Annotated in this window: 20 protein-coding genes; 15 read left to right on the top strand and 5 right to left on the bottom strand. The window is 56.5% G+C overall.

The annotated features are described in order from the left end of the window. Window positions 1–68 precede the first annotated feature (68 nt). Complete coding sequence (locus ASF69_RS12080) at window positions 69–1,691, top strand: sulfatase (RefSeq protein WP_156462054.1); 1,623 nt, start codon at window positions 69–71, stop codon at window positions 1,689–1,691. Window positions 1,692–1,789: 98 nt separating this feature from the next. Here ASF69_RS12080 and ASF69_RS12075 read toward each other — a convergent pair whose 3' ends face one another. The 3 genes from ASF69_RS12075 to ASF69_RS12065 form a co-directional block, all read right to left on the bottom strand. Next, window positions 1,790–4,981 (bottom strand): efflux RND transporter permease subunit, encoded by a 3,192-nt coding sequence (locus ASF69_RS12075; RefSeq protein ID WP_062587800.1) that lies wholly within the window; start codon window positions 4,979–4,981, stop codon window positions 1,790–1,792. Between the two features lie 131 nt (window positions 4,982–5,112). Next, the gene (locus ASF69_RS12070) at window positions 5,113–6,303 is read right to left on the bottom strand and encodes an efflux RND transporter periplasmic adaptor subunit (protein WP_062587798.1); all 1,191 of its coding nucleotides are present in this window, start codon (window positions 6,301–6,303) and stop codon (window positions 5,113–5,115) included. Window positions 6,304–6,352: 49 nt separating this feature from the next. Further along, entirely contained in the window at window positions 6,353–7,150 is a 798-nt protein-coding gene (locus ASF69_RS12065) for an alpha/beta hydrolase (RefSeq protein WP_062587796.1), read from the bottom strand. Between the two features lie 141 nt (window positions 7,151–7,291). On the opposite strand from ASF69_RS12065, the gene ASF69_RS12060 reads away from it, so the two are divergent. Further along, window positions 7,292–8,203, top strand: coding sequence for a LysR family transcriptional regulator (locus ASF69_RS12060; protein ID WP_062587794.1), 912 nt, complete (start codon window positions 7,292–7,294; stop codon window positions 8,201–8,203). 100 nt (window positions 8,204–8,303) lie between these two features. On the opposite strand, the gene ASF69_RS12055 is transcribed toward ASF69_RS12060, so the two are convergent. After that, on the bottom strand, window positions 8,304–9,512 hold the full coding sequence (locus tag ASF69_RS12055; RefSeq protein ID WP_062587792.1) for an MFS transporter: 1,209 nt from the start codon (window positions 9,510–9,512) through the stop codon (window positions 8,304–8,306). A 57-nt stretch (window positions 9,513–9,569) separates the two neighbouring features. Then, on the bottom strand, window positions 9,570–10,559 hold the full coding sequence (locus ASF69_RS12050; RefSeq protein WP_062588377.1) for an AraC family transcriptional regulator: 990 nt from the start codon (window positions 10,557–10,559) through the stop codon (window positions 9,570–9,572). 250 nt (window positions 10,560–10,809) lie between these two features. Between ASF69_RS12050 and ASF69_RS12040 the strand changes: the two genes are divergently transcribed. From ASF69_RS12040 to ASF69_RS23600, 13 genes are all read left to right on the top strand, one after another. After that, the gene (locus tag ASF69_RS12040) at window positions 10,810–11,502 is read left to right on the top strand and encodes a FadR/GntR family transcriptional regulator (RefSeq protein WP_062587787.1); all 693 of its coding nucleotides are present in this window, start codon (window positions 10,810–10,812) and stop codon (window positions 11,500–11,502) included. Continuing rightward, window positions 11,499–12,674, top strand: coding sequence for a PLP-dependent transferase (locus ASF69_RS12035; protein WP_062587784.1), 1,176 nt, complete (start codon window positions 11,499–11,501; stop codon window positions 12,672–12,674). The genes ASF69_RS12040 and ASF69_RS12035 overlap by 4 nt, the downstream gene beginning before the upstream one ends. A 38-nt stretch (window positions 12,675–12,712) precedes the next feature. After that, a complete protein-coding gene (locus ASF69_RS12030) occupies window positions 12,713–13,972 on the top strand; it encodes a sugar ABC transporter substrate-binding protein (RefSeq protein WP_062587782.1) in 1,260 nt (419 codons plus the stop codon). Window positions 13,973–14,085: 113 nt separating this feature from the next. Beyond that, complete coding sequence (locus tag ASF69_RS12025; protein WP_062587779.1) at window positions 14,086–15,018, top strand: sugar ABC transporter permease; 933 nt, start codon at window positions 14,086–14,088, stop codon at window positions 15,016–15,018. Between the two features lie 3 nt (window positions 15,019–15,021). Further along, window positions 15,022–15,852, top strand: coding sequence for a carbohydrate ABC transporter permease (locus tag ASF69_RS12020; protein ID WP_062587777.1), 831 nt, complete (start codon window positions 15,022–15,024; stop codon window positions 15,850–15,852). Window positions 15,853–15,855: 3 nt separating this feature from the next. Next, on the top strand, window positions 15,856–16,926 hold the full coding sequence (gene ugpC, locus ASF69_RS12015) for a sn-glycerol-3-phosphate ABC transporter ATP-binding protein UgpC (RefSeq protein WP_062587776.1): 1,071 nt from the start codon (window positions 15,856–15,858) through the stop codon (window positions 16,924–16,926). A gap of 369 nt (window positions 16,927–17,295) precedes the next feature. Then, the gene (locus ASF69_RS12010; RefSeq protein ID WP_062587774.1) at window positions 17,296–18,033 is read left to right on the top strand and encodes a glycosyltransferase family 25 protein; all 738 of its coding nucleotides are present in this window, start codon (window positions 17,296–17,298) and stop codon (window positions 18,031–18,033) included. Continuing rightward, the gene (locus ASF69_RS12005; RefSeq protein ID WP_244475459.1) at window positions 18,030–19,397 is read left to right on the top strand and encodes an O-antigen ligase family protein; all 1,368 of its coding nucleotides are present in this window, start codon (window positions 18,030–18,032) and stop codon (window positions 19,395–19,397) included. The genes ASF69_RS12010 and ASF69_RS12005 overlap by 4 nt, the downstream gene beginning before the upstream one ends. Further along, window positions 19,388–21,334 carry a nucleoside-diphosphate sugar epimerase/dehydratase gene (locus ASF69_RS12000; protein ID WP_062587772.1) on the top strand — a complete coding sequence of 649 codons (1,947 nt, stop codon included), beginning with the start codon at window positions 19,388–19,390 and terminating at the stop codon, window positions 21,332–21,334. The genes ASF69_RS12005 and ASF69_RS12000 overlap by 10 nt, the downstream gene beginning before the upstream one ends. 21 nt (window positions 21,335–21,355) lie before the next feature. After that, a complete protein-coding gene (locus ASF69_RS11995; protein WP_062587771.1) occupies window positions 21,356–22,267 on the top strand; it encodes an NAD-dependent epimerase/dehydratase family protein in 912 nt (303 codons plus the stop codon). Window positions 22,268–22,327: 60 nt separating this feature from the next. Next, entirely contained in the window at window positions 22,328–22,894 is a 567-nt protein-coding gene (locus ASF69_RS11990) for a sugar transferase (protein ID WP_062587769.1), read from the top strand. 146 nt (window positions 22,895–23,040) lie between these two features. Next, window positions 23,041–24,144, top strand: coding sequence for a glycosyltransferase (locus ASF69_RS11985; RefSeq protein WP_062587767.1), 1,104 nt, complete (start codon window positions 23,041–23,043; stop codon window positions 24,142–24,144). Between the two features lie 332 nt (window positions 24,145–24,476). Then, a partial coding sequence (locus ASF69_RS23600; RefSeq protein WP_244475458.1) for a nucleotidyltransferase domain-containing protein occupies window positions 24,477–24,756 on the top strand: 280 nt, incomplete at its 3' end.

Below are 24,756 nucleotides of genomic sequence, written 5' to 3'. Positions count from 1 at the left end.
TTGAGGCCCTTATATTCTCTGCGGTTATTTAGCAGACCTTTGCATAACATAGTGAGGAGCGGATCGAAGTGAGCAGCACAATCAGGGCAGGATGGGATCACATTACCTTGAAAGCGTTGATTGGCGCTCTGCTATTCTCTGCAACCGCGTTTGTCGCCTTCACGCTGCCTGACCATCCAGACACCCTAAGTGCAAGCAACTTCGCCCGCCTGCCGCTGGAATGGTCGCTCATCGCTCTTCTGGTGCTGATATCGCGGGGATGGCTCAGGCGTACAATTGTCTTTGTCTCCGGCTTCATTGTCTTTCTCGTCTTGTTGTTGAAGGTCGCAGATATCGGCGTCCAGAGCGCCTTTCAGAGACAGTTTAATCCTTATCTCGATTTGAAGATGCTGACCGATGGCTGGAACCTGATTTCCGGTACGATAGGCAATGCAGCAGCCGTTGTCGCTCTGATTTGCGGTGCACTCCTCATCCTTCTGGTGGCAGCCCTGTTTCTCAAGTCCTTGAAGTGGATGACCCAAGCCCCGCAAGGCATGCGACACCTGCTGGCTGGGATCTTCGCCCTGGTCACCGTTGCATCTGGCTGTCTGCTTTTGCTCGGAGCGCCACAGGTCACGTTCGCAACGCCCACCTACCTTTCTTCCAGGCTCGACCTTATTGTCCGCTCTGTTGCGGATATGCGGGTCTTTGAAAAGGAGCTGGCAAAGGGCATCGGTCCGCAAAACGGGCGAAACCTCTTTAAAGCCGTAAAAGGCAAGGACATCTACGTTATTTTTGTGGAATCCTACGGGCGATCTGCCGTCGAGGATCCGCAATATAAAGACGTAACGTCGCCAAGACTCGCCGCCATCGAGAAGCAGATCCAAGCCGTCGGGCTTCAGTCTGCCAGCGGCTGGATCACGTCTCCCACAGTGGGCGGATTAAGCTGGCTGGCGCACGGCACGTTGCTGTCCGGCCTTTGGGTCGATAGTCAGGCCCGTTACGACCGATTGATGATCAGCCGACAACCGAGCCTGAACCGGCTGTTTTCTGAAGCTGGCTGGCACAGTGTGGCAGTCATGCCTGCAATCACGATGGCATGGCCGGAGGCCAACTATTTCGGCTATGACCAGATCCTGGCGGCATCTGACCTCGACTATCGGGGCAAGCCGTTCAACTGGGTCACCATGCCGGATCAGTATACCCTGTCTGCGCTTGATCGACTGGCGATAAAGCCTGCGCATGAGCGCGGGCAGAACGTCATGGCAGAAATCGCTCTCATTTCCAGCCACGCGCCCTGGACACCGGTGCCTAGGCTCATTGACTGGAACGAGGTGGGCGATGGCTCAGCTTTCAACGAGCAGGCAACCAGCGGGGATCCTCCCTCCGTAGTCTGGGCCAATCCCGATCGGGTAAGACGGCAATATACCCAGACCATCGATTATTCCCTTGCAACTCTTGGAGATTTCATGGCGCGGCAGGGACGGGGCGCCATCTATATCATCATTGGAGATCACCAGCCCGCATCCATCATTACCGGCCCCGGTGCATCCAGAGCCGTACCTGTACATATCGTCGCGGACGACGCGAAGCTTCTGGCCCCGTTTCTGGAGGCTGGCTTCACGGATGGCATGACGGTATCTGGAGCGAGAGGTGAACCGCGAATGGACGAGTTACGCAGCCTACTGCTTGGCGCCTTTGGCGGGATGTGAGCTGCGGCCCGTCTCTCAACCCAGAAAGCCTGAGCGCCGTTCAAAACAAAAGCCCCGGAACGTGTTGTCCCAGGGCTTGGTTTTTCATGATGCAGCCATCAAACGGCTTCGTGCATCTTGTAGTCGGTATTGGCAGGTTCTTCCTTGTGCTGGATCAGCGGGCGGTTACCGGAGAGTTTTCGGACCAGCACGTAGAAGACCGGTGTCATGAAGATGCCGAAGATCGTGACGCCGATCATGCCGGAGAACACGGCGACACCCATGGCCGAGCGCATTTCCGCACCTGCACCGGTGGAGATGACCAGCGGCACCACGCCCATGATGAAGGCAAGTGACGTCATCAGGATCGGGCGCAGGCGAAGGCGGCTTGCTTCGATGGCTGCGGCAACCGGCGAGCGGCCTTCGAACTCCAGTTCCCGGGCGAATTCCACGATCAGGATCGCGTTTTTCGCTGATAGTCCCACAAGGACGATGAGGCCGATCTGGGTGAAGATGTTGTTGTCACCCCCTGTCAACCAGACGCCCGTCATGGCCGCCAGCACGCCCATGGGCACGATCATGATGATGGCGAGCGGCAGGGTGAGGCTTTCATACTGCGCGGCAAGCACCAGATAGACCAGCAGCAGAGCGAGTGGGAAGACGAGGAAACCCGAGCTTCCGGCAAGGATCTGCTGATAGGTCAGATCCGTCCACTCGTAAGCGATACCCGATGGCAAGGTCTCGTTGGCGATGCGTTCTATGGCTGCCTGCGCTTCGCCGGAAGAGAAGCCCGGCGCAGGACCGCCATTGATATCGGCAGAGAGGAAGCCATTGTAGCGGGTGGTCCGCTCCGGTCCTGTTGTTGCATCCACCTTCAGCAGTGCCGAGAGTGGTATCATCTGTCCATTGGACGAGCGAACCTTCAGCTGTCCGATATCTTCCGCCTGCGAACGAAACTTCGCGTCAGCCTGTACCCGCACGCTGTAAGTGCGACCGAAGGCGTTGAAGTCATTGACGTAGAGAGAGCCGAGATAGATCTGCAGCGTCTCGAAAACATCGGTGACGGAAACGCCCAGTTGCTCGGCCTTGGCGCGGTCCAGATCCGCATAAAGCTGCGGCACGTTGATCTGGAAGCTGGAGAACAGACCGGCCAGTTCAGGTGTCTGATAGGCTTTCGCAAGGAAGGCCTTGGTCACCTCGTCCAGTTGCTGATATCCGAAGCCCGCCCGGTCTTCGATCTGCAGCTTGAAGCCGCCCGTTGTGCCAAGACCGTTAACCGGCGGTGGCGGGAACATGGCGATGAAGGCATCCTGAACGGCGCCGAATTTCTGGTTCAGTGCCATGGCAATGGCGCCTCCTGATAGTTCCGGTGTCGTGCGCTCCTCGAACGGGCTCAAGGCCACGAAGACGACGCCCGCATTGGAGCTGTTGGTGAAGCCGTTAATGGACAGGCCAGGAAACGCAATCGCATGTTCGACACCAGGCTGCTGCATGGCGATGTCGCTCATGCGCTTGATGACATCTTCTGTGCGATCAAGACTTGCGGCATCCGGCAGCTGGGCAAAGCCGATCAGATACTGCTTGTCCTGCGCGGGCACGAAGCCGCCGGGAACGGCATTGAACATGCCATAGGTCGCGCCAGCGAGAACCACATAGACCAGCATCACGATGCTCTTGCGATTGAGCAAGCCGCCGACGCTTCTGCCGTAACCATTCGAGGCCGCACCAAAGGCACGGTTGAAGCCACGGAAGAAGCCGCCAAGCACCTTGTCCATGCCACGGGTCAGCCAGTCCTTAGGCGCATGGTGATCCTTGAGGAGCAGGGCAGCCAGCGCTGGAGACAGCGTCAAAGAGTTGATGGCCGAGATGACTGTCGAAATCGCAATCGTCAACGCGAACTGGCGGTAGAACTGGCCCGACAGACCCGAGATGAAGGCAAGCGGCACGAAGACGGCGACCAGCACCAGCGCAATGGCGATGATGGGGCCGGAGACTTCCTTCATGGCGCGGTAGGTCGCATCGCGGGGAGACAGGCCGTTCTCGATATTGCGCTCGACGTTTTCCACCACCACGATGGCGTCATCCACCACGATGCCGATTGCCAGCACCAGACCGAAGAGGCTGAGTGCGTTGATCGAGAAGCCGAAGACATACATCACCGCGAATGTGCCGATGATGGATACCGGAACGGCAATGAGCGGGATGATCGAGGCGCGCCATGTCTGGAGGAACAGGATAACGACGATGACGACGAGCGCGATGGCTTCCAGCAGGGTGTCGATGACCTTGTCGATGGAGGCGCGGACGAACTGCGTCGTATCGTAGACGATCTCGTATTTCACGCCGTTTGGCATGGCCTTCTGCAGATCCTGCATGGTCGCAGAAACCTGATCCGAGATGGTAATCGCGTTGGAGCCGGGCGCCTGGAAGACGGGAATGGCAACGGCAGATTCGCCATCCAGCAGCGAGCGCAGCGCGTAATCGGCTGCACCCAGTTCTACGCGGGCAACGTCACGAAGGCGGGTAATTTCACCATTCGCACCGCTTTTGACGATGATGTTGCCGAATTCTTCCGGTGTCGAAAGGCGTCCTTGAGCGTTGACGTTGAGCTGAAGATCAACGCCGTTAAGGCTTGGCGAGGCGCCGATGGTTCCGGCCGCGGCCTGCACGTTCTGCTCGCGGATTGCGTTGCTGATGTCGCTGGCGGCAAGATTATGCTCAGCCGCCTTTTGCGGATCGATCCACACGCGCATGGAATAGTCGCCGGCACCGAAAATCTGCACCTGGCCAACACCTTCGATGCGCGCCAGACGGTCCTTGATGTTGAGGACGGCGTAGTTGCGCAGATAGGTCAGGTCATACTGATTGCCGGGTGACACCAGATGCACGACCATCATCAGGTCGGGCGAGCTTTTGACGGTCGAGACGCCAAGGCTTCTGACTTCGGCGGGCAGGCGAGGTTCTGCCTGCGAAACACGGTTCTGGACCAGCTGTTGCGCCTTGTCCGGGTCCGTGCCCAGCTTGAACGTGACGGTCAGCGTCATGACGCCGTCCGAAGTCGCCTGGCTGGACATATAGAGCATGTCCTCGACGCCATTGATCTGCTCTTCAAGCGGTGTTGCAACCGTTTCAGCAATGACCTTCGGGTTGGCGCCAGGGTAGGTGGCGCGCACGACGATGGAAGGTGGCACGACTTCCGGATATTCGGAAATCGGAAGCGCGCGCATGCCGATAAGGCCAGCGACCACGATAAGGACCGATAGGACGCCGGCAAAAACCGGCCGGTCTACGAAAAATCTGGAGATGTTCATGATTTAGCCCTCTCCGGGTGAAAATCTGGACGCGAAGGACCGCTCCGGCGGCAATGGCCACCGGCAGGTCTTCGTTTCCTGTTCTGATCAATGGGGACGGCGGACCCCTTGGGAGCAGGCCCGCCGGAATGTTATTGCGAGGCTGCGACCTTGTCTTCGGTCTGCGGAGCGACAACGGCACCGGGGCGAATACGCTGCAAACCGTTGACGACAATCTTGTCGCCTGCGGCAAGGCCGCTTTCCACCACACGCAGGCCATCTGCGGCTGCGCCGGGCTTTATCTGGCGGTAGTTCACCTTATTCTCGCCATCCACCACGAAGACGAACTTCTTGTCCTGATCGGTGCCGATAGCGCGGTCGGTGATGACGATGCGGTTTTCCGACTTCGGCTCGCCTAAGCGAACCCGCACGAACTGGCCGGGTATCAGGCGTCCATCCGTGTTGGCAAAGACGGCTCGCACCCCGATAGTGCCGCTTGCACCATCGACCTGATTGTCGATGAGATGAAGCGTGCCTTTGATCGGCGTGCCCTCATCGGCAAGCGTGCCGACCTCGACCGGGATTTGCTCCAAGGCCTGAAGCGCACCATCGGAAACGGGCAATTGCGACAGCGCCTTGGCAACCATCTCTTCGCTGGCGTTGAAGCTGGCATAGATCGGGTCGACCGATACCAGTGTCGTAAGCGCTGGCGAGGCAGATCCGGCAGCAACCAGATTGCCGACGGTAATATCCAGCTTGCCGACGCGTCCGGAGACTGGTGCGCGAAGCTGTGTATAGCTGAGATCGAGCTGCGCCGTCGTCAACGCGGCACGGGCGGCCCGCAACTGTGCTTCGGCATCCGCAACATTGCTCTGGCGCTGGTCCAGATCGCTTTGCGAGATGGTGCGGTTGTCCGAGAGGCGGCGACCGCGCTCAAGCTCGGTTGCGGCGAGCCCGACCTTGGCCTGTGCAGAGGCAACCTGTGCTTCCGCACCGGCAACCGCCGCCTGATACGGCGCGGGATCGATTGTAAAGAGGAGATCACCGGCCTTGACCAATGCGCCTTCACGGAAATGGACTGCCTGGATCTGGCCCGCGACACGGGAGCGGATCTGGACGCGTTCCACCGCTTCGAGACGGCCGGAAAACTGCTCCCAATGCGTGATGTCACGGCTCTCAACGGTGGCGACGGTTACGGGAATCGCCGGCGTTTCCGCAGGAGCGGATGCTGCCACGGCACCCGTGGTCATGGGAAGATCGAATAGAAATGCCGCTGTTGCAACGGACACGGCAAGGCCGATGCCGGCACCCGCAAGGGCACGGCGCTTGTTCTTGAGCGTCATGGGATACTCCTTGGCCTCATCAGAAGCCGATCAGTTGGTGTAATGAATGCTAATGCTTCAGGTCTTGAACGAAATCCGCAAACTCGGCGCAAACAGCAGAAAGCCATGTTCCACCTTCACCGCGATAAAGCCCCGTCCAGCCGGAACCGGCAGGGAAAACATGCTGCCGAACGCGTATTCCTGCATCACTCAGGCGACCGGCGTAATTGACGGTCTCGTCATGCAGAGGATCGTCCTCGGCTGTAAAAATCAATGCCGGTGCCACCCGGTCGAGCCGCGTACACTGGCAGGGGGCGGCATAGGGATGTGCCACTCCGCAGGCCTTTGCCAGATACCGGCTCCAGCCTTCAGCCCAGCGCTGCCGCATACCGATCTTGTCGGCATCCCGAAAGGACATGGACGCCATCAGCGGATCGATCATCGGTGAGAGCAAAATCTGCCCTGCCAATTTTCCCGGCATCCTGTCTCGCGCCTTTAGCGCCAGACCGGCTGCCACATTGCCGCCTGCCTCTTCACCCGCAACGAACAGCAGCGATTTTGCGCTGCCATATTGCTTGCGGCTGTTGCTCAGGCAATTCAGGGCCTCGAACGCACAATCGATGACAGCTGGAAACTCGTTGCACGAGCTTGTGCTGTAATCCGCTTCGATGACGACTGCACCCTTGTCGGCAAGTGCTCGTGCAACCGGAAGCTCCGGACAGCGAGCGCCTTGCTCCAGAAAAGAACCGCCACGAAGATAAAGCACGAGCGGCGGCGTCCGGTTTTCACCTTCACCCTTGTAGATACGAACGGACAAGGGTGGCTGTGTTGCCCCGCTGCTCTCGATCGTTTGCCACTGCGTGTTCATTTCGTTTCCTTCGCAACCCGTTTGCAACGGGTCTTGCAGCAATTTCTGAATTAGATATTATTGTTCGAGATAAATTGCACAAGCTGGCAATTTTGAAAACACTATTCCAAATTCACGGACAATCGAACGAAAAGGCCACCAATGGATCAGTTAGCGGCGATGCGTGTGTTTGCACGGGTGGTGGAAACAGGGAATTTCACCCGGGCTGCCAACGCTCTCAACATTCCAAAGACCACGGTCACCAATATGGTGCAGGGGCTTGAGGCGCATCTGCGGACCACGCTTCTGAACCGGACGACGCGCCGCGTCATGGTCACAACGGACGGTGCGCTTTATTACGAACGTGCGACCCAGATCCTGTCGGAAATCGATGAACTGGACAGCAGCCTTTCCAACGCCAACGTCCAGCCATCGGGCCGCCTGCGTGTAGAAATGGCTGGTGTCTTTGCCGACGACATCATCATTCCAAACCTTTGCGATTTTCACGAGCGCTTCCCGTTGATCCGGCTCGATATCGGTGTCGGAGACCGGCTGGTCGATTATATAGCAGAAAACGTCGATTGCGCCTTGCGGGTAGGTACCCTGCGCGACCAGTCGCTGATTGCCCGCAAAGTATCAGAACTCGATTTCATCACCTGCGCATCACCCGGCTATATCGAACGTTTCGGCATACCCCAGCAGCCGGAAGACCTTGAGATCGATCACTACTGCGTTGGATATCTCAATGCCAGCGCAGGACAAGTCATGAGCATGGCCTTCGATAATGGTATTCGCTCAACGGAGATCACCCCCCGCTACATTGTCTCCGCCAACGACGCCCGCACATATCAAAACGCAATTCTCGCTGGAATGGGTGTCGGGCAACTGGTGCCGTTCTCTATCAGGAAGGAGATAAAGGAGGGCAAACTGGTCCAAATCCTTCCCGAGTGGAAAAGCGAGGCCATGCCCATCTATATCGTCTATCCGCAGACGCGACACGTGACGAACAAGGTTCGCGTTTTCGTGGACTGGGTGGCAAAGCTGCTGAACAGAAGTGCGCTGGGGTCTTTATAATCCCGCCGGGCTTCCTGGAGGCAGCAGATGTGCTCCAAGCTCATACATCAGGACAAGATCGACTTGTCCTGATGAGGGTCACTTGCTTCAAGCCAAGCCGTCAACTGCGGGGTTGAACGAGCGCCAGCGCGACGGTCGCGGCTGCGAGGATGGCAGTCAGGGTCAGCGGCCCTGCGGCACCGTATGTATCCACGACATAACCACCGACAACCGCCCCGATGCTGATTGCGACCTGGAAGGAAACAACCATAAGGCTGCCTGCCGCCTCCAGATCATCAGGTGCGCTGCGGGACAGGTTGGTTGGTAGCACGACTGGCGCCATGCCGAAGGCGAAGCCCCAGAGCGCGACCAGAGTGAACGCGACAGCAGCATAAGCACCGCTAATGACGAGAGTGATTGCCGCCAACGCCATCAGTGCAGCGGTGACCACGAGCGCCATGCTGATACTGGCATCTGCCATCCTGCCACCAGCGACGTTGCCGACAACGGAGGCGATGCCGAAACCGAGCAGGGCGAGGGCGATTGATTGCGTATCGAGCAACGTGACCTGCTCGAGGAATGGCCGTACATAGATCGAGCCAGCGAAATGTCCGGTCATAAGCAAAAGGATGGCCAACATGCCCAACTGAACGCCGCGTCGCCGCGTCAGCTTGAGCACATCGATCAGGCTGTTGCTTGTGCTGGCAGGCAGGGATGGCAGGCTCACCGCCTGCATCACCATGGCTATGACGGCAAGCCCAGCGGTTAACGCCATCGCCGTTCGCCAACCCAGCCAGTCACTGATCAGGGCTCCCATGGAAGGCGCAGCTATGGTGGCCAAGGAAACGCCGAGGGTGACGATCGCCATGCCGCGGCCCGTTGCATTGGTGCCCACCAGTCTTGCAACGACGGCAACCGAAAGCGCCCAGAAGCCACTCAGTGCAATGCCCAATCCGGCTCGACCTACCAACAACAACCAGAATTCGCTCGCCGTAGCGGCAAGGATGTTAGATCCGACTGCGAGTGCGGTAAGAGCAACCAAAACTGTCTTGCGGTTCAATCTACCGATCAGGACATTGCTGAATAGCGCCGTAATCGCGCCAACGGAGGCCGTGGCCGTGACGACCTGCCCGGCTGTCCCTTCGCTGATGCCCAGGTCGCGCGCCATCGGCGTCAAGAGTCCGGCTGGCAGAAACTCGGCCGACACCAGAGCAAAGCTGGTCGCGGCCATGGAAAGGACGGCAAGCCAAGTCGCTGCCGTCCATGTGCTTTGTTCTTCTGTTTCTAAATCGGTGATTGGTTTGTCGAGCTGCAAAGTCGTGTCCGTCATTTCGGTTCTCCTAAACTAAGGACATCTATAGACGGAGTTTCCAGGATGATCTGTGCCTTAAAATCCTAAATTCATATCCGTTCGTCCGGAATTTGTGCGGCGCACAGTGCCCGGCGAAATGTTCGTTACACGTTTGAACGCCCGCGCAAATGACGCTTCCGATTCGTATCCGAAGCGTGTGGCGACTTCAGCCACGGATACCCCTTTTCGAGACAGAAGTTCTCTTGCAAGCTCCATACGCAGACGGGCGAGGTAACGGGCCGGGCCTTCGCCGAGTACAGAACTAAACCGCTCGGCAAAGATGGAGCGTGATTGACCTGCTACAATGGCAAGGTTTTCCAGCGTCCAATGGTGGCCAGGCTGCCGGTGGATGGCGGCCAGCACGCGTCCGATATGAGGATCGCGTATCGCAGCAAGCCAGCCGGTGGTTGATGCCCCACTGCAATTGACCCAGCAGCGAATAAGCCGGGCAGCCAGCAGGTCGGCCATACGCGAAAGAACCGTCGCGCTTCCCATCTGTGGCTGTGAGGCCTCGACAGACATGGCAGCCAGCAAGGGTCCTATAAGCGGGTCGTTACCGGCCACATCACAGCCCCGGATGATGGGTGGCATCAAAGAAATCAGAGGATGAAGCGCGTGCTCGCCCAAAGCCATGGATCCGCAGAACAGGGTTGCGGTGGCACCCGTTCCCTCTCGGACGACTTCGCAGACGCTGCTTTCAAGCTTCGTTACCTGGCATGATTTACGGCAATCGCCCTCTACATCCGGTGCGCTTGCCAGGCGGTGAGCGACACCCTGCGGTAAGAGGACCAGATCGCCATCACTCAGCGCCTGCCAACCCTGCGCTTCCGTATGAATCCAGCATGGGCCTTGGCTGACGAAGTGGAAGCGCAACAACGGTTGTTCGGGAAAGGCGATGCTCCACGGATGCCGCAACTCGCAACGTCCATAGTTGACACCGCTCAAGCGAAAGTCCCGCAGGACTTCGCTCAGGGCGTCCATGGGCAAATCTGGAGACGGTAACTTCTCGGATGAATGGTCAAGCATGGACATGATTTATATGCAGATCATCTCATTTTCAATGCTGATCTTCGCAAATCAGCGCTGGCAGTTTGTCCGGCGATTGGTCCTTGAGTGTGAAGCCGCATGTGTGTGCTCGCTCGGACAATGGCTGGCGGCCAAAATACAAGACCGTCTTGATAAAATCCTAATATGTGTTAATCGGTAAGATGTCAGACCAATTTATTGTCTGCACGGTCGGGGTTTTTGGATGGACAAGCCAATAGACAGTCACCTGATGACGCCGCTGCCAGCGGTCGACAGAGTGCGCCAGGTCGAGGCTGCGCTTGCGGAATTTGTCAACCGGGCCGGGCTGAAGGCCGGAAGTCGCCTGCCTGCAGAGCGTGAACTTATGACAGCGCTGGGTGTCGGGCGTTCCACCATCCGAGAGGTTATCCGCAAGTTTCAGGCGCTTGGCGTTATTGATAGCCGCAAGGGTAGCGGCAACTACCTTCTCAAGCCGATATCAAGCGCAACCGTCCACATGCCAATTTCCATTGAAGCGGAAAGCCTGCGCGATGCTCTGCTGATGACGCTGGAGGTTCGACGCGGAATAGAGGTCGAGGCATCCATGGCCGCGGCGCGCCGCAGAACCGAAGAGGATATCGAGACCATGCGCCTGCGGCTTGAGGAGATGGAATGTGTCCATCTTGCCGAGGGTACTTCCGGCAAGGCCGATCTCGCGTTCCACCTTTCCATTTATGACGCCACCCACAATTCGCTGTTCAAGCAGCTTCTGGAGCAGATGCGTGAGGGCTTCGAGCGGTTCTGGTTGAAACCCTTCGACAGGCCGGATTTCGCCGCACGCTCCTTTCCATTCCACCGCACGCTGTTCAACGCCATTGTCGCTTCGGACGCGGTCTCTGCACGCGAAGAAACGCTGAAAATCCTCGCCATCGTCGAGGAAGATATCAAGGACATGTCCAAATGAGCCAAGGCAATGATCTCTACGATCCCGCATCTCTCATCGTTGCCCATGATGAAACGCATGCCTTTGAGGCTGTGGTGCCGCCCATCGTCCAGACCTCGCTTTTCACCTTCTCAAGCTATGACGAGATGGTTGCCACCTATCGTGGTGAGAGAAGTCGCCCCGTCTATACACGTGGACTGAACCCGACGGTTCGGATGTTCGAGGAAATGCTGGCCAGGCTTGAGGGTGCGGAGGATGCGCTTGGCTTTGCCAGTGGCATGGCTGCGATTTCTTCGACAGTTCTGTCTTTCGTTTCACCGGGAGACCGTATCGTTGCCGTGCGCCACGTCTATCCGGATGCCTTCCGTCTTTTCGGCACCTTGATGAAGCGCATGAATATCGGCGTGACCTATGTCGATGGTCGTGATGAGGCTGCCGTCGAAAAGGCGATGCCGGGCGCAAAGCTTTTCTACATGGAAAGCCCGACGAGCTGGGTCATGGAAGCGCATGATGTCGGCGCGCTTGCTGCGATTGCGCGCCGCCACGGAGCGGTTTCGGTCATCGATAATTCCTGGGCAAGCCCGATCTTTCAAAAGCCTGTTTCGCTTGGCGTCGATCTGGTCGTGCATTCCGCTTCGAAATATCTCGGCGGCCACAGCGATGTGGTGTCCGGCATCGTTGCGGGCTCGAAAGCGATGATCGATACCATCCGTGCCGAGGCCTATCCCTATCTGGGCGGCAAGATGTCTCCGTTCGATGCTTGGCTTTTGATCCGCGGATTGCGCACGCTGCCCATTCGCATGAAAGCGCATCAGGAATCGGCGCTGGCAATCGCCTCACGTCTGCAGGCGCTCGATGTCGTCGAGACGGTTTGCCACCCGGGTCTGGCGAACCGCCTGCCGCCCGGTCTTAACGGCACATCGGGCCTGTTTTCATTCATCTTCCGCGAGGGCGTTGATGTCAGGGCCTTTGCCGACCGTCTTCAACTTTTCAAACTTGGTGTTTCCTGGGGAGGACATGAAAGCCTGATCGTCCCTGGCGAAGTGGTGCTCGAACAGAAGGCGCAGCCGAATTCGGCGCATACGTTCGGTATCAGCCCGCGCTCCGTGCGCCTGCATGTCGGTCTTGAGGGTACAGAAGCGCTCTGGAACGATCTTGATACTGCGATCACGGAGGCATCTGCCGCCGCCTGACGCATTGACCAACGACGACAATAAAATGGGAGAACGCAATGAAAAAACTGGTAGCAGCAACACTTTTCACCGCCCTGATGGCCGGAACGGCACTGGCGGACACGACTCTAAAGCTCGTGGAAGTCATCACGAGCCCTGAACGCACCGAGACCCTCAAGGGCCTCGTCTCCAAATTCGAAGCCGCCAATCCCGGCACGAAGGTCGAAATCGTCTCTCTTCCATGGAGCGAAGCATTCCAGAAATTCGCCACCATGGTTTCGGCTGGCGACGTTCCCGATGTCATTGAAATGCCTGATACCTGGCTTTCGCTCTATGCCAATAACGGCATGCTCGAAAGCCTCGAACCCTATCTGGCAAAGTGGGAGCACACCGCCGGTTTGAGCGCCCGCACGCTGGAGCTTGGCCGCGACGTCAAGGACACGGCCTACATGCTGCCCTACGGTTTTTACCTGCGCGCCATGTTCTACAACAAGAAGCTGCTTGAGCAGGCAGGTGTGAAGGAACCGCCGAAGACGCTGGAAGACTTCGCCGATGCCTCCAAGAAGGTTGCCGCCATCCCCGGAAAATACGGATATTGCCTGCGCGGCGGTCCGGGCGGTCTGAATGGCTGGGTCATGTTCGGCGCGTCCATGGCCGGCTCCAACGAGTTCTTCACCAAGGATGGACAGTCCACCTTTGACAGCCCCGGCTGGATAAAGGGCCTGGCCTATGTGATCGATCTCTACAAGAACGGCTATGCACCAAAGGACAGCGTCAACTGGGGCTTCAATGAGATCGTGGCCGGCTTCTATTCCGGCACATGCGCCTTCCTCGATCAGGACCCGGATGCGCTGATTGCCATTGCCCAGCGCATGAAGGCGGAAGATTTCGGCGTGATGACGATGCCGAAGGGTCCCGATGGCAAGACCTTCCCCACAATCGGCTTTGCGGGCTGGTCGATGATGGCGTCCTCCAAGAGCAAGGACTTGTCCTGGAAGTTGATCGAGACGCTGGAAGGGCCGGAAGGCAACATCGAGTGGAACAAGAAAACCGGTGCGCTTCCCGTTCACACCTCTGCAGAAAAAGATCCGTTCTATGCCAGCGAGCAGTTCAAGGGCTGGTTCGAGGAACTGGCAGACAAGAATGCCGTGCCGACGACAATGCCGACCTATCTCGAGGAATTTGCATTCTTCAAGGACTCGCTCGTCATCAAGTCATCGCAGGAGGCTCTTTTGGGTGACATCACCCCGGAAGAACTTGCCAAGCAGTGGGCTGACTACATGACCAAGGCTCAGCAGAAGTTCCTGCAATCGAAATAAACGAGACGGGCAGCGCGTGACCATCCGCGCTGCCTGATCACCGCTTCGGTTCAGAAACAAACGAGATCAGCGCATGGCGCACCCGTTCGCCGTCTTTCGCTGGGGAGCATTCGATGTCCTATACCCAAACCGCCGGGCCCGTGGCCGCGCGCAAACCCGCTTTGCAGCGTCTGGCAAGAGCCGCCGAGCCATGGCTCTACAGTGCGCCAGTCCTGGTCCTTATCATCACGGTCATGATGGTGCCGCTGGTTCTGGGCTTGTCTTACGCATTCCGCGACGTTCAACTGCTCAACCCTTTTTCCGGCGGGTTCATCGGCCTCGACCATTTCAGGGAGCTTTCCCAGGATGTTGCCTTCTATCGCGCGCTGAAGAACACGCTCTGGTGGACCGGCGCTTCGGTCTTTCTGCAATTCTTTTTCGGACTTATTCTCGCCCTGCTTCTCGACAAACCGTTCGCGGGCCGCGGCGTGGTGCAGGCGCTCGTCTTTCTTCCATGGGCCGTACCGACCTTTCTGGCCGGGCTCAATTGGGCATGGCTGTTCAATCCGGTCATCGGCCCGCTGCCGCATTGGATGACCTCACTCGGTATACTTTCCGCACCCAACAACATTCTCGCGGATCCGCATCTGGCCATGTGGGGTCCGATCATTGCCAATGTCTGGTGGGGCATTCCGTTTTTCGCCATCACGTTGCTGGCCGCCCTTCAGGCCATTCCGCGTGATCTCTACGAGGCCGCATCGATTGATGGCGCAACGCCGCTCCAGCGCTTCACATCCATCACGCTGCCGTTTCTTGCGCCAACCATCGCAATCACCGTTTTGCTGCGGACCGTCTGGATCGCGAATTTCGCCGATCTCATCATCGTCATGACCAATGGCGGACCTGCCGACCGCACGCAGATCGTTGCAAGCTACATCTTCACGCAGGCCTTCAAGCGGCTCGATTTCGGTTACGCGTCCGCCATCGCGCTGGCTCTCTTGGTCCTTCTGCTCGCCTATTCCATGGTCATCGTCATCATGCGCCAGCGTCTTATTGAGAAGGATTGACCTATGACCAGCAGGATTTTCCTGACAATTGCGCATCGTTTCGCACTTCTTCTCTACGTCATCTTTGCGCTCTTCCCGCTGTTCTGGCTCCTCAAGGTGTCGGTCACGCCCAACGATCTTCTTTACAGTGAAGGCGTGCGGATGTGGCCATCGCATGCAACGCTTGATCACTATCGCTACGTCATTGAAAACAGCGCGTTTCCAACCTTCTTCAAGAACAGCGTCATCGTTGCGGGCTCCACGGCTTTTGCGGTCACCATCCTGTCTTCGCTGGCCGGTTATGCGCTGTCGCGTTTCCGTTTTCGCGGCAAATACTGGGTCATCGGACTGATGCTCGTCACGCAGATGTTTCCGCTCGTCATGCTGGTGGCGCCCATTTTCAAAATGCTTTCGCCGCTGGGCCTGACGAACAGCCTCACGGGCCTCGTCATCGTCTACACGGCCTTCAACGTGCCCTTTGCGACGTTTCTCATGCAATCCTTCTTTGATGGCATTCCGAAAGACCTTGAGGAAGCTGCGATGATTGATGGCGCCAGCCGGTTCAAGGCGTTCCGGCAGATCATTCTGCCGCTGACGCTACCGGGCATCGCCGCAACGCTCGGTTTCGTCTTCACCGCAGCTTGGAGCGAGCTGCTCTTTGCCCTGATGCTGATCTCGGGAAACGAAAGCGCCACATTCCCGGTTGGTCTGCTGACCTTCGTCTCGAAATTCTCAGTCGACTTTGGACAGATGATGGCGGCCGGCGTGCTGGCATTGATCCCCGCATGCCTCTTCTTCCTGCTCATTCAACGATACCTCGTGCAGGGCCTGACGGCCGGTGCGGTGAAAGGATAATCCATGGCTTCCATCGAGCTTAATCGCGTCGCTAAATCCTATGGGGATCATCCCGTCCTGCACGGTGTCGATCTTACCATTGCCGATGGCGAATTCGTCGTCCTCGTCGGCCCATCCGGCTGCGGAAAGTCCACGCTTCTGCGCATGATCGCCGGTCTCGAAGAGATCACATCAGGCACGCTGACCATTGATGGGCAACTGGTCAACGACCTCAAGCCGAAGGACCGGGATATCGCCATGGTCTTTCAGTCCTACGCGCTTTACCCTCATATGAGCGTGGCAGACAATATGAGCTACAGTCTGCGTCTGCGCAAAAGCCCCAAGGAGGTGATTGCCTCAGCGGTTGCCGCTGCATCCGGCAAGCTTGGGCTTGACCCCTATCTGGCACGGCGTCCAAAGGCGCTTTCCGGCGGACAGCGCCAGCGCGTCGCCATGGGTCGCGCAATCGTGCGCCAGCCCAAAGCATTCCTTTTCGACGAGCCGCTCTCGAACCTGGATGCGCGCCTGCGCGAGCAGATGCGGGCAGAAATCAAGCGTATGCAGGCAGATTTGCGTGCCACCTCTGTATATGTGACCCACGATCAGATCGAAGCCATGACGCTCGCATCCCGCATCGTTGCCATGAATGACGGCTACGTGCAGCAGATCGGCGCGCCGCTCGATCTTTATGATCGTCCGGCCAACCTGTTCGTTGCAGGCTTTATCGGTTCACCCGGAATGAATTTCCTTGAAGGGCGCTGCGTTCAAGGGGCTGAGGCAAGCCAGATGGCTCTGCCGGATGGCAGCATATTGCCGCTTCAGCGGCGCATTGCTGTTAAAGATGGCGAGGCGATAACGCTTGGCATTCGACCCGAGCACGTGATTGTGGCTCCGGACGCAGAAGGCATTGAGGCCAAGGTGGACCTTGTCGAGCCGACGGGCCTTGGCATCATCCTCCATCTGGCCGTCCACGGGATGCCCTTCAAGCTATTTTCGTCAGACAGGGCGCTCTTGCAGCCGGGCAAATCCATCACCGTCGGTCTGCCGCCGGAAAAGCTGCATGTCTTTGACATGAAGGGCGATCGGATCGACTGATTTATCATGAGGTCGAAGCCGCCGGCGTTGCCAACGAAAACACCGTCACGATCGCTAAAGAATGGCTTTTGGCCAACAACAGCCGGCCTAGCCTTGGTCTGCAGTTTTGCTCCCGGAGCCGAGAGGAGACCACCCCGGGTTATCAGATGCCGCAACCATTTGAGGGCCCTCCGTTTAACTTCAACTCTCGCGTAATATTCATTTCTTGTTGAAAACGTGCTTAATATCTCTAGTTGAATCAATTGTTTGCTGCTAGTAATTTGGGTGGACGCATACGGTTTATAATACGTTTCAGTCCAATCAGCCGATTTTAAGTGAACGTCTGTGAGCGCGTGTTTGAGAACAGATGTACGACGAAGTGGGGAGCTTGTGGAGACGTTCGTCATATACGTTATTAATCTCGAGAGGTCTCCAGATCGTTGGAATACTATACTTTCTCAAGCAAATAGTATCGGCGTCAGCATTGAACGTGTTCCCGGTGTTGATGGATGTGCAATACGCAGCGGCGATTGGATAAACGTCGACGAAAAGAAATTTGAACTTAGAAATGGGCGGAAAATACTGCCCGGCGAATATGGGTGTTATAAGGCTCACCTCTCTGTTTTAGAGATGTTTGTCGCAAGTCCTCACTCCGCCGCTATCATTGTCGAAGACGATGTCGATCTGACGGAGAATTTTCTCCCTCGTGTGGCTGCGATCCGCGATCACCTACCATCTGCTGAACTCGTAAAACTTCTGAACCACCGTGCTAAAGGTTTCAGAGAGTCCATCGTCACGGCCTACGGCGATCGGGTCGGTCGCTGTCTTCACGGGCCACAAGGATCCGCCGCTTGTTATTTGGTTACGCGCAGCGGTGCTATAAAGTTGCTCGATCAAATACAGACGATGCGCTACCCTTACGACATTGCGCTTGAGCGTGGCTGGAAGACGGGGGTAGAGGTCTACACGGTAGCCAACAATATCGTAAATCTCTCCAAACATTCGACTAACAGTCAAATCGCTGATCGCAGCCAATATCGCGCGGTCAAGATCAGAGGGCTTCGTAAGATGTCGACCCATGTTATCAGGGCGATCGAATATTTGCGCCGCATTTGGTACGCGTTGTGAGCGGTCCATCATTTTCCAGGCTTTTCGTCCTCAATGCCTTGATGGGTATTTGCTGGCTCGTCATGATGTCGGTCACGTTGATTGAAAGCGACGCCTACAGATATGCTGCGCTTTCAGTCATTATTATATTCGTGTTTTTTCTTCCGAAGGAAGATAACGCAAACCTCAATGATTGGCTTGCCGTTTTATGTGTTGCCTGCGGTAGTATCGCGCTTTTCCGGTTTCTCTATCAGTTGATCATGACAGGGGAAAAAGGCGCTTCGGAGTGGTTGTATGCCTTTCCTTTGCTCTTTCCTCTTCTGGGTAGAGCGCTATATGGCAGCAGGAGCATTCTGCGAGTTGTGCTCGCCTGTTTCTTCTGTGTCGCGCTTTTGCTTCTTTTGATATCTACCGACTTTGCTCGGGCGCTCACCGGCGAGCGTATTTTCCCTCTGTTCCATCAAAACCCGATCCACGGTGCCGTTGGCTGCGGCTTTCTCGTCATTGGTGCCTTCTACTGGGCGTCACACCATTATGAGGTGGGTAGCACTCGTGCTGTGCGAACCGCCGTGACTTCAATTGCGATGCTCGTCATCGCAATCGCGCTTTTTAATATTTGGGGTTCTAAATCCAAAGGGGTCTGGCTGGCGCTCATACCCACCTTTCTCCTGATCGTGTCCAGCGCATTTCTTTTTCTACGCAGAAAAGAGGTTTTGGTATCACTGGTGGCCGGTGTTTTGCTTCTGGGGTCAGGCGTTTTTCTTGCCCACCAGAATATTCTGGCGGTGGTTGGCCCTACAGCGAAAACAGTCGTTACGCTGTATGATGACTTTATGGGCGGTCGCTCCGTGTCCAGCATTTTGGGCGACGCCATTGCATCTCCTGAAACGCCCTTCAGTGTCGATGAACGTCTTCAACTGTGGTCAAATGCATCCGAAATCATTGCGGCATCGCCCATTTTTGGAAGCGGTAATCATTGGCTGGCTATCTGGCACACGACGCACTACGCAGGCATCCCTTATACACTCATGCATAATGGCTACCTCGAGGTTCTCGTTCGGCATGGTTTTGTTGGCTTAGCCATTTATGGACTGATATTTGTAGCAAGCATCTATCGCGTCTTTCGTGCATCAAAACAGGGGCTTCTCAGCAAAAGCGCTTTCTTGTGTTACTTTGTTTGTGCCATCTATTTTGCCTTCACGATTTTAAGCAACTCAAATAACCGGTTAGCGCTGGGCGAATCTTACGTGCTGCTTTTTAGCGCTGTCTGCTTTGCGTGTACAATAAGTATGAAAATGGCGCGCCCTGACGTTGAAAGTACTCCTCAATCCGGAGCTACGGTCGCTGAGGCAAGTATGGACCGCAAAAGGCAGACATACGCGTGATCGAAGATAAATATATACAGCAAATACTTAATTTGCCGCGATCAACGAAGCGCGCTTTGGCACTTGTCGTTGATGCCTCTTTTTGCGTGCTGACGATCTGGCTGGCATTTTGCTTTCGCCTGAATGACTGGGTTGCGCTCTCTGGAATCCAGCTGCTGACCATTCCGGTCTCGCTTGCCATCGCACTGCCCATTTTTATCACTGTGGGCCTCTACCGGGCCATATTCAGGTTTATGGGGTGGGCTGCTTTCATCGCCGTTATCAAGGCCGTGGCGATTTATGGTCTAGCCTTTATGGCCATATTCACCGCGGTGAGCTTTCCCGGGATACCGCGTACGGTCGGCATCTTGCAGCCCTTATTGTTGTTGATTGCAATAGCCTTGTCACGGTTTACGGCGCGATATTTCTTATCTGAGGCATACAACCGCATTCTGAAGCAATCCAGTCGGCGTAACGTTCTGATCTACGGAGCTGGGTTTGAAGGCAGGCAGTTTGCCAGCGTCCTCAATCAAAGCCTGGACTTTTGTCTCTGTGGCTACCTCGATGATGACAAGAACCTTCAGGGCAGCCTCATCGGTGGGGTCAAGGTCTTTAAGCCAGAGCAAATAGTCGATATTTGTGGCGCGCTAGACATCAGCACTGTTCTGCTTGCTCTTCCAAAAGTAGATCGGAAGCGACGCAATGACATCATAGAAGAACTGCGCGGCGCGCGTGTCGCGGTTCGCACTGTGCCCAATGTCAGCGAACTTGCGATTGGAAAAGGCCAGACAGCGGATATGCAGGAGCTGGATGTTGAGGATCTTCTGGGGCGTGAGCCGGTACTGCCAAACCAGGAGTTGCTTGATAGAAACGTCAGGGGCAAGGTGGTGCTTGTCACAGGCGCCGCTGGCTCAATCGGCAGTGAGTTGTGTCGAGGGCTTATAAAATCCGAGCCTTCGATGCTGATCCTGCTCGATCAAAGCGAGTTCGGCCTCTACTCTCTGGAAGCCGAGCTTCTGAAACACGGTGATAGCTGCCCGCAAATCATTCCTTTGCTCGCCGATGTATGCGACGAGACCCGTATCTCGAAGATTATGCAGACATGGAAGCCCGCGACAATCTATCATGCTGCCGCATATAAGCACGTTCCTCTGGTGGAGCAGAATCCTGTAGAGGGTGTCAAGACAAACGTCTTCGGCACTCTGACCGTTGCAAAGGCGGCCATTGATGCGGGGGCATCGAATTTCATACTTGTCAGCACTGACAAGGCGGTCCGGCCTACGAATGTGATGGGCGCGACCAAACGGCTGGCGGAAATGTGTTTGCAGGCTCTGGCTGCTGATGGTTCGCAGACGGTTTTATCGATGGTGCGATTTGGCAATGTTCTCGGCTCATCCGGTTCCGTCGTTCCTTTGTTTCGAAGGCAAATCCATGAAGGCGGCCCCATTACGCTGACCCATCAGGATATAACGCGTTTCTTCATGACCATTTCCGAGGCCACGCAGCTTGTCGTTCAGGCGGGTGCAATGGGCACGGGCGGAGATGTGTTCGTGTTGGACATGGGCGAGCCTATCAAGATCATGGATCTGGCGCGTCGCATGGTCGAGCTTTCCGGCCACACCGTTCAGGATGAGCGCCATCCCGATGGCGATATCCGTATCGTCATGACAGGCCTGCGCCCCGGTGAGAAACTTTACGAGGAGATGCTCATTGGCAATAATCCCGAACCGACTGAGCACCTTAAAGTCATGCGGGCGCGGGAAAAACTGCTCGCATGGCCGGTGCTGAAGCCCAAGCTGGACACTCTTGTCACCACGGTTGCTGGCGGTGATGCGGCAGCGGTAAAGCTGCTTCTTTCCGAGCTTGTGGAAGACTACACACCTTTTGACAAGATCGTAGACCACGTGTTTGTGCAGGATGGGCAAAGAAACTGTGACGTTTCCAAGACACCCACATAAGCCGAAACTCAGGAGGCGAAGATGTTTCTTGTGACCGGCGCCACGGGCTTTGTCGGTAGATCTCTGGTCCAGATGCTTCGTGGGCGGAATTTGCCATTTGCTGCGACCAGCCGGAAGCCTGGCGGTGACCATATTGCTGTCGGCAATATAGACGGTTCGACAGACTGGCGCAGCGCTCTTGCGGGAGCAGACACCGTCCTTCATCTGGCCGCCCACAATCAGAACGTCATCGATGGCACCACCGCCGAAGGTGAGACGATGAGGGTTGTGAATGTCGATGGCACGACACGCCTCGCTGAGCAATCAGCGGCAGCGGGCGTGAAGCGTTTTGTGTTCGTCAGCACCATCAAGGTGAACGGTGAACGCTCGCAGACGGGCAAACCCTTTACCGCGCAAAGCCTGCCAGCGCCGGAAACGGATTACGGCAGGTCCAAACTGGAAGCGGAAAACCGTATCAGAGAGATCGGTCGGGCTACCGGCATGGAGATTGTCATCATTCGCCCTCCCTTGGTCTATGGCAAGGGCGCGCGGGGAAGCTTCAATGCTCTGGTCAAACTGGTCAAAAGCGGCGCCCCACTTCCGTTTGGCGCACTAGACAATCGAAGATCCGTCATCCATGTCGACAATCTGGCCGATCTTATCGTCACTGCCGCGCTGGAACCCTCAGCTGGCGGACACGTCCTGATGGCCGCAGACGGCGCCGCACTTTCAACAGCGGATTTAATCCGCAAGATCGCTGCGGCAAGCGGACGCCGCGCGATGTTGTTTCCGGTGCCACCTTCATTCCTGCGAGCGGTGGGAGCGGTGACAGGAAAACGCGATGTCGTCGGCCGGCTCGTGGATAGCCTGGAGGCAGACTGTTCTGAAACCAAACGAATATTAGGCTGGACTCCCCCATTATCGACTGACGATGGGCTACGCCGCTCGGTCTAGATTGCTCCTTGATCCAGACAGACATTGCTCCAAACCCAAGGCGAACAGGTGCCCGATCGCATGAAGAACTTCACCAAACGGCTGTTTGATATCGTGGCCTCCGCAGCCGGACTCATCGTGTTTTCGCCGGTGTTCATTGTCCTGATCATTCTCATTCGCCGGGATTCCTCAGGCGGTGCGTTTTTCCTGCAAGAGCGCGTAGGTCGCAACGAGCGCGTGTTTACCTGCATAAAATTCCGCACCATGGCGGTTGGAACACCACACGTCGGCTCGCATGATGCGCAGCAGTCCTGGATTACTCCGCTGGGTAAAAAATTGAGGTCCAGTAAGCTGGACGAAATACCCCAGCTCATCAATGTGTTGAGGGGGGATATGAGTCTCGTCGGGCCAAGACCGTGTTTGCCTAATCAAACGGACGTCATCGCGGAGCGTCGGCAGCGGAATGTCTTTGCCGTCAGGCCGGGTGTAACGGGGCTTGCCCAAATCAGGGAGATCGATATGTCCACCCCCGCGCAGTTAGCTGAGGCCGATGCGATGTATATCGAAGAACAAGGACTCCTCAGCGATTTGGCGCTTATCCTCTCGACGGTATCTGGTGGTGGCAAAGGCGATAGAGCGACACGATAATTACGATGAGTGACCGAGACAGACTGGCCTCCCTTTCTGTCAGGGAAACAGTCGATGTCTCATGCATAAGCGGGCCTTGCCATGGTATTGACGTGCGGCTTCGTCGCTTTAAAAAGCGCCACAGCGGATAATTTGAGGTCTTGAAAATGCGCATTCTTCACGTCTTTAAGACCTATTATCCAGATTCATTTGGCGGTGTTGAGCGAACGATTCACGCCATAGCAAAAGGCGCCCTGGCGCATGGCATCCAGTCAGACGTGCTCTCCCTCAGCCATGATCCGGTAGGGAATACCGTCAAGTTCGATGGCCATATGGCCTACAAGGCTCGTCTTACATTTGAGTTTGCGTCAACCGGTTTTTCGCGCGATGCATTTTCGAAGTTCAAGGCGTTGAGCGCCAAGGCAGATATCGTCCATTATCACTTTCCTTGGCCGTTTATGGATCTGCTGCACCTGCTGCATCCACCGGGTAAGCCTACGATCGTCACCTACCATTCTGATATCGTGAAGCAGAAGCTCCTGCTGCAGCTGTACAAGCCGCTAATGCACCGGTTTCTGTCGAGCGTCACCCGTATCGTGGCGACATCGCCAAATTATCTGGAAAGCAGCGAAGTGCTGCAACGTTACCGAGATAAGACGGAAATCATACCGATTGGCCTGGATGAAGCGGATTATCCCCGCGCACCCACAGCCCTGAAGGATGGTTGGAAGATGCGCTTCCCAAAGCCGTTCTTTCTGTTTGTCGGCGTGCTGCGATACTACAAGGGTCTGCATACGCTGATCAAAGCGGCAAAGCACGTCAATGCTGATATTCTCATTGCTGGCGAAGGACCTATGGAGCGCGAGTTGAAAGCGCAGGTTTCAGAGGCCGGCCTAACCAACGTGCATTTTCTTGGTTCCATCACTGACCTTGATAAGGCGGCGCTGCTGGAACTGTGCACCGCTTTTGTCTTTCCGTCGCACCTCAGGTCTGAAGCCTATGGGCTTTCGCTGGTGGAAGCGGCAATGTTTGGCAAACCGATGATATCCTGCGAGATCGGCACGGGAACAAGCTTTGTAAACAGGCATGGCGAGACAGGCATCGTTGTGCCACCAGAAGATGCCTCGGCGATGATGAGCGCCATGAATGCGTATGTCGATGGTAGCGCTGATAGGGTCGATCACGGAGCCAAGGCTGCGGCGCGATATCAGGCGGAAATGCGCGCCGAAACAATGGTCGAGCGTTATTGTCGGTCCTATCAGAACCTTTAGTTTGCGCGCATGGCATCTTGAGCGGAACGGGATGCCGCCGCCCATAGCGTTCGAGAAGTAGCAGAAAATCGAACCCGAAGGCAGCTGCGAAACTCCGGGCCATGCAGGCCCATGTTTCGGCTGCACCGCCGCCGCGGCCATTTTTCCGGCCTGAGCACGGCTTCCCAGCCCGGCGTGACCAAACCACACGCAGCAGAGCCGGTTTGTGCCGCACCACCCAACACCACGAAACGGCCCTTCCCGAAACCGGGATTGTTCTGCTAAGGCAGACAGGCGGTTGGGGCAGGTGAGCGTTTGCCCTGCCACCTTTCGGGAGTTGCAAGGATTGTGAAATGGACATCGAGCGTCTGAGCCATTTGCCCGAAAAGAAGCGCCGCGAATTGCAGCGCATCGCGCAAATCCTGTTTGATGAATTTGACGAGTCCCTGAAAACCAAGCTCTCGGAAAAGGCCAAACGCGGACGCCTCTTGAAGCTCATCCTCTTCGGCTCTTACGCGCGCGGCAACTGGGTAGAGGATAGAAAGAGCGGCTACCTCTCGGATTATGATCTGCTCATCGTCGTCAATTATGAGCAGTTTGCCGAAAAATATGATGCCTGGGAAAAAGCCGCCG

The sequence above is a fragment of the Rhizobium sp. Leaf311 genome, assembly GCF_001423445.1.
In the GTDB taxonomy this organism is placed as follows: domain Bacteria; phylum Pseudomonadota; class Alphaproteobacteria; order Rhizobiales; family Rhizobiaceae; genus Agrobacterium.
Note: the sequence above shows the minus strand (reverse complement) of the source record. Positions and strands in the feature narration are given on the sequence as shown.

Excerpts from the sequence above, each read along its gene's own strand:
- ASF69_RS12065 (WP_062587796.1), bottom strand. The coding sequence starts at position 7,150 with ATGAACACGCAGTGGCAAACGATCGAGAGCAGCGGGGCAACACAGCCA.
- ASF69_RS12075 (WP_062587800.1), bottom strand. The coding sequence starts at position 4,981 with ATGAACATCTCCAGATTTTTCGTAGACCGGCCGGTTTTTGCCGGCGTC.
- ASF69_RS12055 (WP_062587792.1), bottom strand. The coding sequence starts at position 9,512 with ATGACGGACACGACTTTGCAGCTCGACAAACCAATCACCGATTTAGAA.
- ASF69_RS12025 (WP_062587779.1), top strand. The coding sequence starts at position 14,086 with ATGTCCTATACCCAAACCGCCGGGCCCGTGGCCGCGCGCAAACCCGCT.
- ASF69_RS12020 (WP_062587777.1), top strand. The coding sequence starts at position 15,022 with ATGACCAGCAGGATTTTCCTGACAATTGCGCATCGTTTCGCACTTCTT.
- ugpC (WP_062587776.1), top strand. The coding sequence starts at position 15,856 with ATGGCTTCCATCGAGCTTAATCGCGTCGCTAAATCCTATGGGGATCAT.
- ASF69_RS11990 (WP_062587769.1), top strand. The coding sequence starts at position 22,328 with ATGAAGAACTTCACCAAACGGCTGTTTGATATCGTGGCCTCCGCAGCC.
- ASF69_RS11995 (WP_062587771.1), top strand. The coding sequence starts at position 21,356 with ATGTTTCTTGTGACCGGCGCCACGGGCTTTGTCGGTAGATCTCTGGTC.
- ASF69_RS12030 (WP_062587782.1), top strand. The coding sequence starts at position 12,713 with ATGAAAAAACTGGTAGCAGCAACACTTTTCACCGCCCTGATGGCCGGA.
- ASF69_RS12050 (WP_062588377.1), bottom strand. The coding sequence starts at position 10,559 with ATGCTTGACCATTCATCCGAGAAGTTACCGTCTCCAGATTTGCCCATG.
- ASF69_RS11985 (WP_062587767.1), top strand. The coding sequence starts at position 23,041 with ATGCGCATTCTTCACGTCTTTAAGACCTATTATCCAGATTCATTTGGC.
- ASF69_RS12070 (WP_062587798.1), bottom strand. The coding sequence starts at position 6,303 with ATGACGCTCAAGAACAAGCGCCGTGCCCTTGCGGGTGCCGGCATCGGC.
- ASF69_RS12040 (WP_062587787.1), top strand. The coding sequence starts at position 10,810 with ATGACGCCGCTGCCAGCGGTCGACAGAGTGCGCCAGGTCGAGGCTGCG.
- ASF69_RS12035 (WP_062587784.1), top strand. The coding sequence starts at position 11,499 with ATGAGCCAAGGCAATGATCTCTACGATCCCGCATCTCTCATCGTTGCC.
- ASF69_RS12060 (WP_062587794.1), top strand. The coding sequence starts at position 7,292 with ATGGATCAGTTAGCGGCGATGCGTGTGTTTGCACGGGTGGTGGAAACA.